Origin of the sequence: Marinoscillum pacificum (assembly GCF_024714495.1) — a bacterium.
Taxonomy (GTDB): Bacteria; Bacteroidota; Bacteroidia; order Cytophagales; family Cyclobacteriaceae; genus Marinoscillum; species Marinoscillum pacificum.
In genome coordinates, this window is record NZ_JAMZMJ010000001.1 from 1,279,750 (window position 1) to 1,296,687 (window position 16,938).

Sequence of the window (16,938 nt, forward strand, 5' to 3'; positions counted from 1 at the left end):
TTGTCTTCTATTTAGTGTCATCATCATGAGATTCAGAGCCTTTTTTAGCTCGTTCTTCTATCCATTTATCATGGTCTACGACATGCTGTACATATTCTTCAGAAAGTGGAGAATCGTGTTCGTCCTTAATCAGACTCTTACCTTCTACCATGTTTCCAAAGATGTAATACAGACCAGGAATCACGAGTACCCCGAATACAGTACCCAAAATCATTCCTCCCATAGCTGACGATCCAATCGTTTTGTTACCAACAGCTCCAGCACCGTGTGAGATTACCAAAGGAATCAGACCAGCGATGAACGCAAATGAAGTCATCAAAATTGGTCTGAAACGTACCTTAGCCCCTTCAATGGCCGCTTCTAGAACGGTAGCTCCTTCACGGTGCTTCTGCACGGCAAATTCCACAATTAGGACGGCGTTTTTACCCAATAGACCTACGAGCATAATCAAACCGACCTGAGCGTAAACGTCATTGGCAAGTCCCATCATTTTCAACATCGCAAACGATCCGAAAATACCCACCGGTAACGAAAGGATTACAGCAAGTGGAAGCAAGAAGCTCTCATACTGTCCTGCCAATACCAGGTAAACGAAGATGATTACAATTATGAAGATGTATAATGCCTCGTTTCCTCTACGTGATTGGTCATAAGACAAATCCTCAAATGCAATATCATATCCTCTTGGCAACGTATTCGCTGCAACTTCACGAATTGCTTCAATCGCATCACCGGTGGTATAACCTTTAGCCGGAAGTCCACGAATAGAGGCTGAGTTATACAAGTTGAATCGTGTAATCTCGTTAGGTCCCTGGCGTTTCACCAACTTCATGAAGGATGAATAAGGAACCATTTCTCCATGTTCGTTTTTCACGAAGTACTCATCCAAATCAGATGGATACCTTCTATAATCAGGGTGACCCTGTACGTGAACCTTAAAGAATCTACCAAAACGAATAAATCCCTGCTCATAAGTTGAACCGATCAAAATGTTAAGGTTCTCCATTGCTTTATCAATAGTAACTCCTTTTTGCATGGCGATCTTGTTATCAATGATCATCTCATACTGGGGATAATTCGCAGCAAAGAAGGTGAACAAACCAGTGATCTCAGGACGTTCTTTCAAAGCATCCATGAACAAAGTATTGATTCTATCAAACTCCTGATAATCAGTAGAGTTCGTCTTATCCAACATACGCATAGAGAAACCACCTGATGTACCGAAACCTGGAACTGCCGGTGGCTCGAAAAACTCGATAATTGCACCTAAGTTTCTTGTCTCTTCTTCCAGCTCTTCCATAATCTCCGTTACAGAGTGCTCACGTTCTGACCAGTTTTTCAAGTTGATCAAACAAGTACCGGCGTTGGATCCACGACCTTCAGTCATGATCTCATAACCGGCTAGTGCGGATACTGACTCGATACCATCTATCTCTTCAGCAATCTCCTGCAATTGGTGCGCTACCAAGTTGGTACGCTCTAGTGTTGCTCCCGGAGGTGTTTGAATAATTGCATAAATGGTACCTTGATCTTCATTAGGAATGAATCCAGAAGAAACGGAGTTATTTTCAATGTAAATACCCACTGCGAAAGCAGCAATTACTCCCCAGGTTACCACCTTTCGATTAACTATTTTCTTCAAGATGCCTACATAACCTCCAGTCATCTTTTCAAAACCACTGTTGAAGCTATCCAACATTTTAGTCAATACATTGCGCTTCTTCTCTTTACCATGATTGTTTTTCAACAACATCGCACAAAGTACTGGAGTCAACGTCAAGGCTACTACCGCAGAAAGGATAATGGAACTAGCCATCGTGATACCAAACTGCCTATAGAATGCTCCCACAGGACCAGGCATGAACGTGATTGGTAAGAACACCGACACCATTACCAGTGTAATTGCGATGATCGCACCACTAATCTCTCCCATTACTTCTCTTACAGCATTGTAAGGAGATAAATTCTTCTCTTCCATCTTAGCGTGGACTGCTTCCACCACCACAATGGCATCATCGACCACAATACCAATTGCTAGTACCAATGCGAACAATGTGATCAAGTTGATCGACAATCCAAACATCTGAATCACGAAGAAGGCACCAATCAACGATACCGGTACAGCAATAATTGGAATCAATGTAGATCTCCAGTCACCCAGGAACACAAATACCACAAGAGCCACAAGTATGAAAGCATCTCGTAACGTGTGAATTACCTGCTCAATAGATGCATCTAAGAAATTAGAAACGTCATAACTGATTTTATAATCCATTCCCGGAGGGAATAACTCTTTCATTTCCTCCAGCTGTGATTTCACATCCGCAATTACATCCGACGCATTACTTCCTACAGTTTGCTTCAAGACAATGGAAGCTGATGGATAACCATCCAAATTCGAGTAAATATCGAAGAACTCACTTCCTAACTCTACTTCTGCAATGTCACGGAGATAGATGATCTCACCTTCTTCGTTTGCACGAACAATGATCTGTTCATATTGCTCTGGTTTGTTGTATCTACCTTGATACGTCAATACATACTCTAAAGACTGTGCGTCTTTACTATCTGCTCTACCAAGTCGACCAGGTCTTGCAATGATACTTTGCTCCATCATCGCCTCTACTGCCTCTTCTGCCGAGATCTTATAAGCTCTCATTCGGTCTGGCTTTAACCAAACCCTCATTGCAAACTGACGGCTACCAAGAATCTGAGCTCTCGCGATACCATTAATCCGCTGAATCTCAGGGATCATGTTGACGTTGGCATAATTGTACAAGAACTTTTCGTCATCCTCCTTATTGGTACTGTAGAGATTGACATACATCAACATACTCGGCTGAATTGGTGTGATGATTACCCCTTCTCTCTGAACCAGAGGAGGGAGTAATGGCAGTACCTGGTCAACCCTCGTTTTTACCATTACTACTGCCTGGTTCGGATCCGTACCAGGTTCAAATATCACCCTTATGGTTGCTTCACCCGCACTAGTAGCATCAGAAGAAATGTAACGCATGCCCTGCACACCGTTGATTGCCTGCTCAAGCGGAATCAATGTAGAGTTTACCAATACCTCAGCACTCGATCCAGGGAATGCGATGAATATGTTCACCGTAGTTGGAGCAATCTGAGGAAACTGTGAAATCGGTAATGTCTTGATCGCTAACACCCCTGTAAACAAGAGCACGATCGATATGATGATGGCCAAAACCGGCCGATGTATTATTCTACTAAAAAACATTGTATCGTTAGTTAAAGGATAATGAATTATTCAGAGTACAATTCAAGCTCGTTAAGCACTTTGGCAGGATCTTGAAAATCATAACTGATTTTATCACCATCACGTACCTTTCTCAAACCCTCTAAAACGATTCTGTCTGATTCTTCCAATCCAGCTTTCACTTCGTACAAGTGAGGTAGTTCCGCACCTACCACGATTTGCTTAGAATGAATCACATTGTCATCATCGATGACGAATACATATTTTTTATCAAGTATTTCAAATGTTGATTTCTGTGGGATCAACAATGACCCGTTCAATGGAGCACTTACTAGCACATTACCAGTCTCACCATGTCTCAATAGACCTTTTGGATTAGGGAATGTTGCTCTGAAAGCGATGTTACCTGTTTCGTTGTTGAAGTCAGCCTCAATGGTATTTACCTCACCTTCATAAGCGAAGATCTTATCGTTTGCCAATCTCAATTGTACTTTCAATGCTGTATCAGCATTGATTTTGATCTTGTAATCTAGATATTCAGCCTCTGGCACGTTGAAATAAACCCACATTTCATGGTTATCAGAAAGTGTAGTTAACAACTCCCCTTCTTCAACCAAACTTCCCAATCTTACATGGAAATGATCCATGATACCATCAAATGGAGCTCTAACTTGTGTAAAATCTAAATGAACTTGAGCAAGGGCTAATTCAGCTTTTGCTTTATCCAATTTTGCTTTTGCTAGCGCAAGCTCATTAGGAGCCACCACATTGCGCTCAGCAAGGTTTTTCGTGTTTTGGTATTCAATCTCAGCAAAATTTGCTTCGGCCTCAGACCTTTTCAATTCTGCTTGATACAATCTTGGCATGATTTGGAACATCAGCTGTCCCTTTTTCACAAACTGACCTTCATCAACGAAGATCTTTTCTAGATAACCTCTTTCCAAAGCTCTCAATTCAATGTGCTGAACAGAGTGAATCTGACACACATAGTTTCTTTGGGTAAGCGTATCTCTCTTGATAGGACTTGTAGCAAGGTATTTAACTTCGTGTTCTACGTGCTCCTTATGCGATTCACAGCTTGAGAAGATAATCATGGCGCACAAGCTTGTGAGCATCAATATTTTGTTCATAATGTACTGATAAGTTTACAGTTGGTTATACTTCTTTTTTGGCACTTCCCTTCTTTCACTGTTTATTGGGAAGCGATAAATAAATTTTAGTAGCAATGTGGAGTTCTAAAGCTGTAGCTAAGGAGAGTTATTGGAGATTGAACTCTTCCAGATAGGTCGTCTGCACCTATCAGTGCTCCAAATCATAAAAGAAATAGTTACTTGTTGGACTATCTGTTCGTTATCTGTGTATGTAGTTACTGAACTGATCAGAAGTGTAGAAACAACCAACACATTAATCAATGTTAGCACCTCTATTGCCAGCGAACATTCAGCTAATTCGAAAAGGACTCCATCAGATAGCACTACGACCAATAGACTGAGCAACAACACTGAAGCAATAATGCTGTAGGTATAGTTTATTCTGGTACGTTGCAGGTATCTTGTCTTGATATACATTCAGTTTTTACAATCTACACTGCGATATTAGAGGCCAATTCTGGATAGAATCTGGAGGAGCAATTATCAATGACAAAAAATGGATGAGCCGGATTATTCTTCGATGAACATGAATTCTCTGCTCATGAAAATCCTCTTATCTACAACTTACAGAAACTTTATTCTCAAAATCTGAACCTGTCCCAAACCAGGAACTTGGTAAAGAGGATCTAAAGTCAAAATCCAAGGTTCCAAAAAAAGCATTTTCCGGGATACAACGTAAATAGGCTATATACTCAAATTCAATTTTATTGGGTTGGTTATTCTCCCTGAAACAATGATAATCATCTTCCTTTGACCAAACTCCACAATCCAAAATCACTGAATCTGGAGGTTCATTGGATTCCAATATATACAGACTAGTTCCTTTGGCAGATCCTTTTATAGTCAACTTGAAAAGGGAACTATCTTCACATCCAAGACTGGATATTATTCTATCACAGGTAGATTCAGTTATTTTCACTTTTCTTATTCGCTCTTCTTTACAAGCCATTAAACTCAGAGCAAAAAACGGGATTATTATTAAATGTACTTTCATGGTTGAGCATATGGGGATAAATGTTGATTGAATATAGTTATTTCCCCCAAAAAATCCTCACAACCAACTAACTATCAATTAGTTAAAACCAATACCACCTCTATCAACTAAATATTTAGTTTAAATAATTTGGAAAGATTAAACTAAGGACTTAGTTTTGAACTAACGATTTAGTTAAAGAGAGCTCGTTACTTTCTTTAACAAGATCATTCTGGGAGGAATTGAGAAAAGCAACATGGTTAATTTTACTACAAGAATGACCTTTTCAATTGCTCTCCAGAATGATTGAAAGTTTTACCCGGGAAAAAACATTTAAATGAAAGAGTTAACAAAAGCCGAAGAAGAAATCATGCAAGTTCTATGGGAACTAGAATCTGCATTCGTCAAAGAAATCATTAAAAAATTACCTGAGCCCAAACCAGCATATAATACAGTTTCTACTATTGTGCGCATTCTTCAACAGAAGGGATTTGTGGGACATGAAGCTCACGGTAAATCGCATAAATACCATCCACTAATCACCAAACAAGCTTATACCAAATCCTTTATGAAAGGTTTTGTAAGCAGATATTTTAGTGGAAGTTATCAGCAAATGGTTTCCTTTTTCACCAAAGAGGATAATCTAAGCCTAAATGAGCTTGAAGATTTGTTAAAAGAACTAAAAGACAAGGAGCATGATTAATTACGTCATTGAACTTACAGTCATACATCTATCTCTGATTGCAGGATACTGGTTCTTTCTTAGAAATGAAAGACAATACAGTAAAATGAGATCCTTCTTATTAGGCTCTACTCTTTTAGCTATTGTCGTTCCTTTTCTTAAACTACCCAAACTAATTGGGAACTTTTGGTCCTCTCCTACCATAGAAGAACCAATAAGCACAGTTACACTTGAAGTGGTAGAAATGACCCCTATCCAGGAAGGCCCAATTTTTGACCTATCCTTATTAATCTACCCTTCGTTGGTGATCAGTCTATTCTTCCTATATCAGTTTATTTCAAGCTTGTATTACCTATTGAAACTGGAGAGGAATAGTCAGAGTGTGGCATATGAAGAGTTTAATGTTCGTAAATCTGATGAAATCACAGGAAGCTTTACCTTCTTCAACTGGATTTTTGTAGGTAAAAATGTCTTTGAAGACATCAATGAATACACTGCTATTTTAAAGCATGAAAAAGCTCATGCAGACTTAGGGCATACTTACGACCTATTGTTCTTCCAACTATTCAGAATGTTATTCTGGTGGTTGCCAAGTGCATGGTATATCAATAAAGAAATTAAAAAAATACACGAGTATCAAGCTGATGCCTTTGCTTTAAAAGCTTTCAACATTGACTGGTATTCGTCTATACTGATCAGTTCTACTTTGAAATCCAATGGACTGAGCTTGGCCAGCTCGTTTCATGATGGTTTAATCTTAAAACGACTAAAAGCAATGAAGCAAAATGCAAAAAAAGTAAGCCCCTGGAAACTTGGAGCTTTGTTATCACTATCGGCCGTACTCTTTGTAGTATTTGCATGTAGTGAAGAATTGGATCAGGAGATCAAAAAAGTAGGTGAAGCAAGTGATGCCATCACCTTTGATCAGCTCCCTGCTGATATGCAAATGAACCTGGTAGAAGTAAAGGACCAGCTGACTTTTATTAAGGCTACTGTCAGCGAGGATCAAAAAATCTCCAACATCAAAGAGCTGCAGGAACTAGACCCTTCACTTATCCATGCGATCAATGTAGATAAAGAAAACAGAGCGGTTTATATCGCAGTGAAGAAAGATGGTGCAAACTTCAACTATGTGGCGGAAAAATCTAAAATGGACGGAGAAGTGTTCACGTTAGTTGAAGAGCAACCAGAATACCCTGGAGGAATGCCTGCATTCTATCAATATCTTGGTCAAAACCTTGACTATCCTCTACAAGCCAGACAAATGGGTGTAGAAGGCAGAGTATATGTTCAGTTTATTGTTGAAAAAGATGGATCAGTATCAGAAGTTAAGGCGGTAAAAGGTATTGGAGCAGGATGCGATGCTGAAGCAGAACGTGTCATGCAAGGAATTGAAAACTTCAAACCGGGTACCCAAAGAGGTAAGCCCGTTCGAGTAAGAATGGTTCTTCCAATCATCTTCAAACTTGGAGATGAGTTAAATGAAGATGAATCCAACCAGGGAATTATTGTAATTGAAGAAGTGGAAACTCAAAACGAGCAATTCAAGATAGACGGAAAATTTGAAGATGGAATTTGGTCTGGAACAGTTTATAGTGCTGATTCTGGTAAGCCATTGCCTGGAGTAAACATCGTAGAGGATGGAACTTCAACAGGTACCGTTTCCAATCTGGAAGGAAAATTTAAACTCAAAGTAACGGACGAATCTCATGACCTTGTACTTAGCTTTATAGGCTATGAGACCAAAAAACTCACCGCTGGTGCAAACTAATTGTTATGTAAGCATTGAATTATGGTTAACTAAAAAGGGCGATCTTCTGGATCGCCCTTTTGTTTTTATTTTTTGGTCAGTGCTAGAGATAAAGCAAAGTTGATTATATACAATATTACAAACGAGATCAATCCATATATTGTAGTTATAGATGAAACCCTTAATCCACCTGCTAATAATGCCTGTGAAACCTCTCCTACCTCGGCGATAGCCTCAAACGCAGAGTATAAGCCAATCATTTGACCAAGAACACCAACTATCACTGCGAGTAATGCAATAGATTTTAAGTAACCAAGGGTAGTTTTCACTTTAACTACTTCAGCACCATTAAGCATTGAAATCACCGCCATTACAGCAACTACTATTCCTGAGAATAGTACGATGGTCACCATTGCCATAAAAAGTAGACCACCTTCATAAAATAATTCGATCATAGTTTTTGATACTTTTAATTGAAACAAATTGATGGTTCAAAACTAGGTTTGATCTCCAATTCACTGCAATGTAGAATCCATACGCTAACCTGCATTTCATCGATAATCTATGTCAGATTCATCAAAAATGGCGAATTTCGAAACAAATCTTATTCAATGCGCATAGCCCAACACATTCTTTTCTGGACGCTGATATTGGTATTCCTGACAATCACCTTTGGCCAGGCTGATGGTCAGTACACTAAATCATTTTATTATGTCACTTTCCTATTACCTGTGGCAATTGGCACCTCTTATTTTTTCAATTATTGGTTAGTGCCAAACTACTTACTTAAGCAACGCTATGTCAAATTCGGACTGTATTGCTTTTATACTTTGATCATCTCCCTCTATTTTGAAGAGATTGTGCTTACCACTGCATTCATCGTGTTGGCAAACTATAAATACGCCAATCTAAACCCCTACTCCACTAACCTATTCCTGCTCACAACAACCATATATTTTATCGTATTCGTCAACGCATTTATTCTTCTCATCAAGAGATATCAAAGAAAAGAACACTTACTCAACAGAATAGAAGAACAAAATGAAAAGAACAAAACCCAGCAAATCATTGTAAAAGTTGATCGTCAGAATAAACCTATAGAGCTAGACAACTTAATGGTAGTGGAAAGTCTAGCTGATTACGTCAAACTTCACCTTACAAGCGAAAGTGTAATCACTAAAGAGAAGATCAGTCAATTTCAGGAAAAGCTCCCTGACAACTTCATAAGAGTTCACCGCTCGTTTATTGTCAACAAACAACACATTGGCACTTTTGGAAAAGAAGAGTTATCTATTGGAGAAATGAAAATCAAGATTAGCCGTACTTACAAAAAAGAAGCGCTCGAGGCACTTGAAGTTTAGGATTTCAGAATAACTCCTGGCTTCTTCCCAAACCGTTTCTCGAATAGATTTGAAAAGTAGGCTGCCTGCTTAAACCCAACTGCTGAAGACAGTTCTGATATACTCGAATACGCCTTTCTTCTAGCCAAATCATTGGCATAGTTCAGTTTGATCTCCTGAATGAACTGAAGTGGCGTAAACCCCGTTGTTGACTTCAAATAGCGGTAGAGTTGACGCTCACTCATAGCCGCAGCATCGGCTAAACGTAAGACGTTGAAATTGGAGTCTCCAATATTCTCTAAAACCTGCTGTTTCAGGCGTGCTATGACCTTTTCATCATATGAAACAGGCAACTCCGATTTCTGAGCCAATGACACACGCTGCATGTAATTGCTGTAGAGATTTCTCACTCTGATTATCAACTCATCAGAATCAAACGGTTTTAACAAATAGTCATCTATTCCTATCTGAAAGAGTTCCTTTTTTAGTGCTTCATCATGTAATGCAGTCAGATGAATAAAAGGAATGTGTTTCCAGGCATCACTCTTTTTCACCTCCTTCAGAAAACTGATTCCATCCATCTCAGGCATCATGATATCAGAAATCACGAATTTCACATCAAACTGACCTAGCATCTCCAAGCCAAGCTTTCCATTACCTACATTTTTCACATTGAAATAGGGCTCCAATAGAGATGAAATGTATGATGTCATATCATCATTATCTTCAAGAAGCAGCAATATTGGCTTTACATCTAAACTTGAATTGATAGGCGAATTGCCAAGAACCTCTTGCTTAAGTTCTTCGATTGATGGCAACAAGGCATCATCCACAGCAATAATCTCCTCAGGTAAGATCAACGTGAACGTACTACCCATACCTGGAGTACTGGTTACTCGAAGTTCGCCTCCATGCATTTCTGCAATGTCTTTGCTGAGTGCCAATCCTACACCTGTTCCTCCAACTATTTTGTTGATATCCTTCGACTGATAGAATCGATCAAAAATGTGATTGATATCATCGGAACTGATTCCTCTACCAGTATCTTTAACAACCACTTTGAGATTTCCCTTTGCAGATTTGGTCACAAAAACCTCTATCAGGCCATCATATGGAGTAAACTTCAGCGCATTAGAAATCAAATTGATGACAATCTTCTCCAACTTATCATAATCAGCTGTGACCTGATCATGTGCATTGATCACCAATTTCAAGTGAATACCCAACTGTCCTGCTCTGGATTCAAATGCGGATACTACTCTGGAAACTAAACCATCCAAAGAGAATGTTGACTCTTTAATGGATACTTCACCATTCTCCATTTTCGATAGATCGAGTATTTCATTTACCAAATTGGTTAAACTCAACGTATTACGGTTTACCAATTCCAAATCGGCACGCATATCGGTAGTCAAATCATTGGATGACAAAATCTTCTGTACAGGACCTTTAATTAAGGTAAGAGGTGTCCTTAGCTCATGCGCTACATTCACAAACCATTTACTCCTGTTAGCACTTACACTTTCTATTTCTTTCAAATGTTGCTCAATCTCCTGATTTTTAGACCTTAGCATATCATTAGTCCGTTTTCTCAACACGTAACCTCTATAGATGAGGAGTAGCACGGCAGCAAGTAACAAGACACACAGTATCAAAATAATTTGCAGATTTCGATGCCTTTCCAAATCACCTCCAGCGGCTTCCAATTGTAGGTTCTTTTCCGCTAACTGGCGCTCTTGTTTCTCTGATTGATATTTAGCTTTTATTCCAGCGACCAACCTGGAGTTTTGAATATTATATAAAGAGTCTTCTTGCTCATCTAGCTGAACAAATGTATCGTAGGCCTCCTTGTATCTCCCTTGATTATAATAGATCTGCTGAAGCACATCCCTTGCATTCTCTTTGAGTTGATCATTGGATATCTGATGAGCAATTTCCAGAGTTTTATTCATGTAATACTCCGCTGAATCATATTGAGAAAACTCAAAAAACATATATCCAAGGCCCTGATACCCAAACCCAATAGCTCTTAGGTCCTGAGTCTCTATGGCAATTCTTAAACTTTCACGACTATGGAATTCTGCCTTGGAATTATTCCCAAGTACTCGGTAATCAATCCCCATTGCGTGATGAATTCTGTGAAGCAAAGTCTTATCACCAATCAAGGTAGCAATTTCCTCTGCCTGATTATAAAGCTTAAATGCCCTATTCAAATCTCCATCATCAGCATACGTACCACCTATATTGTAAGTACTGCTGGCTATTACTGCTGAATCCTTCAATAGTGAAGCCAATTCCACACAACTTTGATAAAATTGTCTTGCAGCCTCATGATCACCTAGATAATCGTAGTTAACTCCTATCTGCCGAAGAGTCGTCAAATACTCTAGCGAATCTTGATTTAACCGAAATATTTCAAGTGCACTAACAAGCAATTCGATGGCTTCAGCTCGATCATCCTCTTCCATAGCCATCATCGCACGTGATCTCGCAATTTCGGCATAAGCCACTGTCGAATAATCAGATAATAGGCTTTCGGCTTGATCTAGTAATTTCCTTGACTCCCTAAAATCATGAGATGTTTGAGCTTTCTCAGCTAATTCTACATATACTCGAATTAAAGAGTCCTTTGAGATTTCATTTTGTCCATATTGCGAAGTAGCCCGATGCAGTATAACAGAATCCTGACTGGAACTAAATCCAAAAGTCAATTGGGCATATCCAATAAGAAAGAATATTAGCGAGTAAACTCTAAGCATGTGACTAGTGCGGTGGCGGTGTTCAAGTAAGATAAACAACGACCTCCCAAAAAAAGGAGCCTCATCCTTAGAAAATTCAACAATTACCCTAAATATGGTAGCTGAATCCCTAAAAAATGCAAACAATCAACCATAATTCACAAACAGTTTTAAGCTATTTTATGACTCTTTTAATTGCTCTTCCCTTCTCTAAAAATTGAAACATACCATCTAAGTCATCTGCTTCGAGTAGTCGTTTAAACTCAGCAGTATTAGACAAGAAAGCATCTAGCGCTTCCAACACCATTTTCTTATTTTCCATGAAGATAGGTGCCCACATTTCTGGGGAGCTTTTGGCTAATCGCACTGTAGATGCAAATCCAGAACCAGCTAGCTCCAGGATCACCTGACCATCTTTTTCTTTGTCCAAAACAGCATTGCTCAACGAGTAAGACGTAATGTGACTCAAGTGTGAAATATAGGCTAAATGACGATCGTGAGCTTCGGCGTCCATATACTCCAGTTTCATCCCAATGGTCTTACACACTTTTTCAAACTGCATTAAGGCTGCAGGATTGGACTGACCGTCCTCACAGATAATCATGAGTTTCTCTTCAAATAGGCTAGCAAAAGCTGCCTCTGGACCACTATATTCTGTTCCAGCAATAGGATGGGCTGCTATGAATCGTGCTCGAGCTTCGTGTGATTTAACTGTTTCACAAATTTTGCCTTTCGTAGATCCAAAATCAACAATTACCTGCTCTTCTCGAATCATATCTAGAATGCCTGGCAACATCTGATCAATTACATCAACAGGAATTGATAAAATAACCCAATCAGCCCATTTGATACCGTCTTCAAGGTTTGTAAACTTCTTACTGATCAAACCAAGTTCAACCGATCTATCTAGATTCGATTCCTTTCTACTAAAGCCGCCAGCTTCTGATAAAAGTCCATGCTTTTGCATAGCAAGTGAAAAACTTCCCCCAATCAAACCAGTACCAACAAAAAGGACTTTCATTTTATTCTATTATATGCTTCATTTAATACTTCTTCTGGTGCACACAAGGATAGTCTTATAAAAGGCTTTCCTCGATCTCCAAATATAAATCCTGGAGCAATGTATACATCATACAACGTCAACACCTCTTCGATGAATTCTTCCCCATCCTTTGGGGCTTCTGCCCACAGAAACATTCCAACCTGCCCCTCTGCATAGCTGCAGTTCAACCTATCGAATATTTTTTGAGCTAGAATACGGCGTTTATGATAGGTCTCATTTAAATGAGCATACCACGCATCTCCCAACTTCAACGCTTCAATTGCAGCTTTTTGGATCCCATAAAACATACCAGAGTCCATATTGCTTTTAATTTGCAATACAGGCTGAACGAGTTCTTTTTTTCCTACTACCCATCCTACTCTCCATCCCGCCATGTTAAAGGTCTTTGACAAAGAATTCAGTTCCAAAGCCACTTCTGCTGCTCCTGCAACATGGAATATGCTCAAAGGAGTTTCATTGCTAATGAAGCTGTAAGGATTATCATGGCACAGTAGGATTTGGTGTTGTTGGGCAAACGCTACAAACTTTTGAAAAACAGATAGATTACTCTGTGCACCTGTTGGCATATGCGGATAGTTTAACCACATCAGTTTTACACCCGACAGATCCATATTGGCTAATTGATCCCAATCTGGTAAATAATCACCATTAGATAGTGGATAATAAATAGGCTCTGAACCAACCATCCTGGTTACCGAAGTATAAGTTGGATACCCCAAATCCGGAATTAACACCTTATCACCTGGATTCAAATACGCAAGAGATATGTGCGTGATTCCCTCTTTAGAGCCCATCAATGGCAGCACATCTAGTGAATCAATCTGGCAATGATATTTATTACCATAAAAGTCTTTTACAGCCTGATGAAACTCAGGCAATCCTTGATAAGACTGGTAACCGTGGACATCACTTCTTTGCGAAGCACTATTTAATGCAGTTATTACCTCAGGTGCAGGAGGTAAATCAGGGCTTCCTATTCCTAGATTAATAATTGGTCTTCCTTGCTCTTTAAGTTGACGTATTTCACGCAACTTTTTGGAGAAATAGTACTCAGTAAAAAGATGTGTACGGTCTGCAGCAGAGATCATAATGTCCAAATTCGACACTAAGAGAAATAATCAGAAGGTTTTTTCCCAAACCTTTCTTGATAAAGTTTAGAAAAATAAGATGCTGACTCCAATCCAATCTCGTTGGTAATTTGAGCTAACTTGTCATACCTTCTAGAAACCAATAATTCACGCGCATGCTGAAGCCGAATTTCACTAATCAATTTGGAAGGACTCAGGCCCACTGACTCAGCTGTTTTGCGATAAAGTTGTCGCTCACTTAAACCGAGATACATTGCCAATTGTGTGACATTTAACTTACGATCTCCAATATTGTTCTTCACGTAATCTCGAATGTTCAGGACCAACTGGTTTTCTTCTGTTAAATCCTGATGCTCTTCTTCAAACTCCCTGGCCCATTTGATTCGCTCCCTCAGGTTATTAATGACATTAGATATCCGAATCAACAATTCTTCCACTTCAAATGGCTTGATAATGTAATCATCTACACCCAATCGCAAACCTTTGATCTTATCAGAGCTTTCTGCTACTGCGGTTAAGACAATTACAGGGATCTTTGAAAGTGCCATATCAGACTGAATATTTTCCAACATGGTCCACCCATCCATCACAGGCATCATTACATCGGTTAGAATCAAATCCGGCTTTATCTGCTTTAGCAAATCCAATGCCTGCTGTCCATCATCAGCTACGTGTAGCTCAAAATGATCCCCTAGTATGTCTGAGAGATATGCTTGCAGCAGTCTGTTGTCCTCCACAATCAATATAGAGGTATCAGATGGCACTTTTAAAGTGTCTCTAAACTCAACAGATACATCAAGGGAACCAGAAACATCTGACGTGGTTATGTCATTTTGAACTGTAGGAACAAGGTCAGATAAAGGAAGAACGACTTTTAGCAAAGCTCCACCATCTATATTGTTATTTGCAGAAATCTGCCCATTCATTTGCTCAATCAACTCGCGAGAGATTGCAAGACCCAGCCCTGATCCTTTTATACTATCATTATAACCTCCAACCTGATAGAATCGGTCAAAAATATAGGGCATGTCTGCATCAGGTATACCAGCACCATTGTCGGTTACCTTTAGAATTACTTGTGCTTCCTCTACTACCGTAATAACCTCAACTTCACCACCACTACCCACGAATTTGAAAGAATTGTAGATGATGTTATTCAGCACTTTTTCAAACTGTGCTTCATCAATATCTACTACCGTTTGAGCAGAAATATCTGAAATATATTTCAAATCAATCTGATTGCTTTCTGCAAGTGAGGAGAATGCTGCTACAATTCTCGAAACCAATGGATCGAAATAGATCGGTTTGAGATTCACAACATTCTTTTTCAATTCCACCTTAGACAAATCCAACAAATCGTTGACCAGTGATGTCATTTGTTTCACATTGCCTTTGATTTTATTAGCAGGCTCTACTGCTTCAGCAGACAACTTATTAATCCTCAGAATGGCATCAGCATTGCCTTGAATCAAGGTAAGAGGCGTACGTAGCTCATGACTAATGTTGGCAAAGAATTGTGATTTCAGGTTATTGGTACGTTCCAGCTCATCATTTTGATGACTAATGGTTATCAACGCTTGTTCACGCTGCTCACCTAGATATTTTTTCTTTTGATACAGCCTGTAAATGACGATAAGTAAAATGGCCACAGCAATGAAACCAATTAAAAGAGAGTAAGTCAGCATACGCTGTAGCTTCAAACTTTTTCCTTGTGATGAATTTAGAGATGATAACTGATGATTCACATATTTTGATCGATCCAAGGCATATTTAGACTCCAATCGTCCCATCTCCCGTTCTTTTTCAGCATTCATCAGACTATCAGCAGCTGCCTCATGCTTGACTTGATTTTCATAAGCCTTCCGATAATTTCCTACTTTGGCATATAATTCAGACAAATCCTGGGAAAGCGCTTCAATTTCGTTCAATAAATTTTGCTGCTCTGCTAGTATTAACCCTTTCTCTGCTAAAACTATCGCTTCGTTTGTCTTACCAATATCCGTAAGGCATCGAGAGTAATTCATATAATAAAGAACTTGACCGTACGCATCGTTGGTTGCTTTGAAAAAATCAAAAGCACTATCCAGATAGATCATTGCCTCCTGATATTGCCCACTATGCTCAGCATTCATTCCCAGGTTTAACCTGGTAATTGCCATTCCAAAGTTGAACTCGAGTTGTTTAGCTAAGGTCAAACCTCTTCTAAAATAATATTCAGCACTATCAAATTGATCCAGGTAAGAATAAGCTAAACCGATATTGTTATCAATCTGAATCAACCTATTGGTCGAGCTGTTTTTAGCGAAAATAGCATGGGCTAATTTGTTATAATCAAGAGCCATTTGACTGTTCTCAATGGAACTATATAGCACTCCAAACTTGATATAAACCATACCTTTTAAGGAGTCATCATCAAGTTCTTCCGCTATTTTCAATGCTTCTTGAAAGAAAGACAAACCTTCAGTATACAAACCGGCATGTTCATGAACCTCACCAAGATTAATGTAAGCATTGAATGTAGCATAGTCATCTTCTACTTCCTGGGCGTACTGTAGCATCTGATCTGCAATGACAAAAGCAGAATCAAACTCTTGCTGTCGAAAGAAATAAGTATATCGCGCTCCAAAAAGACTAAATCTCGAAGAATCTGCATAACTCTCCCAGTCCAACTGCAGCTGATCTAGAATATTTGGTATTGGTGCTAATCTTCCCTCATCGAGCAAATCAGCAATAAATACCAGGTATAATTGAAGTCGTTCATTACTGCTTAACCCATGTTGTATACTTTCAATGTAGAGCTGTGCGGAATCAGGACTGGATTTTACGAATTGCTTAACAATCTGAATTTCCTCAGGAGATTGGGCTGTGGAGGTTAAACACCAACCAACTAGTGTGAACAATAAAAAAGTCCGGATACGATTCAACTAATTGCG

At 39.1% G+C, this 16,938-nt stretch carries 12 protein-coding genes; 3 read left to right on the forward strand and 9 right to left on the reverse strand.

Translation table 11 applies throughout. The annotated features are described in order from the left end of the window. Positions 1 to 7 precede the first annotated feature (7 nt). The 4 genes from NXS00_RS05535 to NXS00_RS05550 all read right to left on the reverse strand — a co-directional run bounded on the left by NXS00_RS05535 (position 8) and on the right by NXS00_RS05550 (position 5,365). Positions 8 to 3,241 (reverse strand): efflux RND transporter permease subunit, encoded by a 3,234-nt coding sequence (locus tag NXS00_RS05535; RefSeq protein WP_258098123.1) that lies wholly within the window; start codon positions 3,239 to 3,241, stop codon positions 8 to 10. Positions 3,242 to 3,267: 26 nt separating this feature from the next. Further along, the gene (locus tag NXS00_RS05540) at positions 3,268 to 4,350 is read right to left on the reverse strand and encodes an efflux RND transporter periplasmic adaptor subunit (protein ID WP_258098124.1); all 1,083 of its coding nucleotides are present in this window, start codon (positions 4,348 to 4,350) and stop codon (positions 3,268 to 3,270) included. Between the two features lie 117 nt (positions 4,351 to 4,467). Next, positions 4,468 to 4,788 carry a hypothetical protein gene (locus tag NXS00_RS05545; protein WP_258098125.1) on the reverse strand — a complete coding sequence of 107 codons (321 nt, stop codon included), beginning with the start codon at positions 4,786 to 4,788 and terminating at the stop codon, positions 4,468 to 4,470. Positions 4,789 to 4,924: 136 nt separating this feature from the next. Beyond that, positions 4,925 to 5,365, reverse strand: a complete 441-nt coding sequence (locus tag NXS00_RS05550) for a hypothetical protein (RefSeq protein WP_258098126.1) — start codon at positions 5,363 to 5,365, stop codon at positions 4,925 to 4,927. A 316-nt stretch (positions 5,366 to 5,681) separates the two neighbouring features. On the opposite strand from NXS00_RS05550, the gene NXS00_RS05555 reads away from it, so the two are divergent. Both NXS00_RS05555 and NXS00_RS05560 read left to right on the forward strand, forming a co-directional pair. After that, positions 5,682 to 6,047, forward strand: a complete 366-nt coding sequence (locus NXS00_RS05555; RefSeq protein WP_258098127.1) for a BlaI/MecI/CopY family transcriptional regulator — start codon at positions 5,682 to 5,684, stop codon at positions 6,045 to 6,047. After that, entirely contained in the window at positions 6,040 to 7,797 is a 1,758-nt protein-coding gene (locus NXS00_RS05560; RefSeq protein ID WP_258098128.1) for a TonB family protein, read from the forward strand. The genes NXS00_RS05555 and NXS00_RS05560 overlap by 8 nt, the downstream gene beginning before the upstream one ends. Positions 7,798 to 7,862: 65 nt before the next feature. Here NXS00_RS05560 and NXS00_RS05565 read toward each other — a convergent pair whose 3' ends face one another. After that, the gene (locus NXS00_RS05565) at positions 7,863 to 8,231 is read right to left on the reverse strand and encodes a MotA/TolQ/ExbB proton channel family protein (protein ID WP_258098129.1); all 369 of its coding nucleotides are present in this window, start codon (positions 8,229 to 8,231) and stop codon (positions 7,863 to 7,865) included. A gap of 156 nt (positions 8,232 to 8,387) precedes the next feature. Here NXS00_RS05565 and NXS00_RS05570 point away from each other — a divergent pair, with 156 nt between their 5' ends. Further along, positions 8,388 to 9,137 carry a LytR/AlgR family response regulator transcription factor gene (locus tag NXS00_RS05570; RefSeq protein ID WP_258098130.1) on the forward strand — a complete coding sequence of 250 codons (750 nt, stop codon included), beginning with the start codon at positions 8,388 to 8,390 and terminating at the stop codon, positions 9,135 to 9,137. On the opposite strand, the gene NXS00_RS05575 is transcribed toward NXS00_RS05570, so the two are convergent. The 4 genes from NXS00_RS05575 to NXS00_RS05590 all read right to left on the reverse strand — a co-directional run bounded on the left by NXS00_RS05575 (position 9,134) and on the right by NXS00_RS05590 (position 16,929). Then, entirely contained in the window at positions 9,134 to 11,875 is a 2,742-nt protein-coding gene (locus tag NXS00_RS05575; RefSeq protein ID WP_258098131.1) for an ATP-binding protein, read from the reverse strand. The genes NXS00_RS05570 and NXS00_RS05575 overlap by 4 nt on opposite strands. Positions 11,876 to 12,029: 154 nt before the next feature. Beyond that, positions 12,030 to 12,875 carry a prephenate dehydrogenase gene (locus NXS00_RS05580; protein WP_258098132.1) on the reverse strand — a complete coding sequence of 282 codons (846 nt, stop codon included), beginning with the start codon at positions 12,873 to 12,875 and terminating at the stop codon, positions 12,030 to 12,032. Continuing rightward, complete coding sequence (locus NXS00_RS05585) at positions 12,872 to 14,005, reverse strand: pyridoxal phosphate-dependent aminotransferase (protein ID WP_258098133.1); 1,134 nt, start codon at positions 14,003 to 14,005, stop codon at positions 12,872 to 12,874. Before NXS00_RS05585 ends, NXS00_RS05580 begins: the two co-directional genes overlap by 4 nt. A 17-nt stretch (positions 14,006 to 14,022) precedes the next feature. Next, a complete protein-coding gene (locus tag NXS00_RS05590) occupies positions 14,023 to 16,929 on the reverse strand; it encodes a hybrid sensor histidine kinase/response regulator transcription factor (protein ID WP_258098134.1) in 2,907 nt (968 codons plus the stop codon). Positions 16,930 to 16,938: the final 9 nt, after the last annotated feature.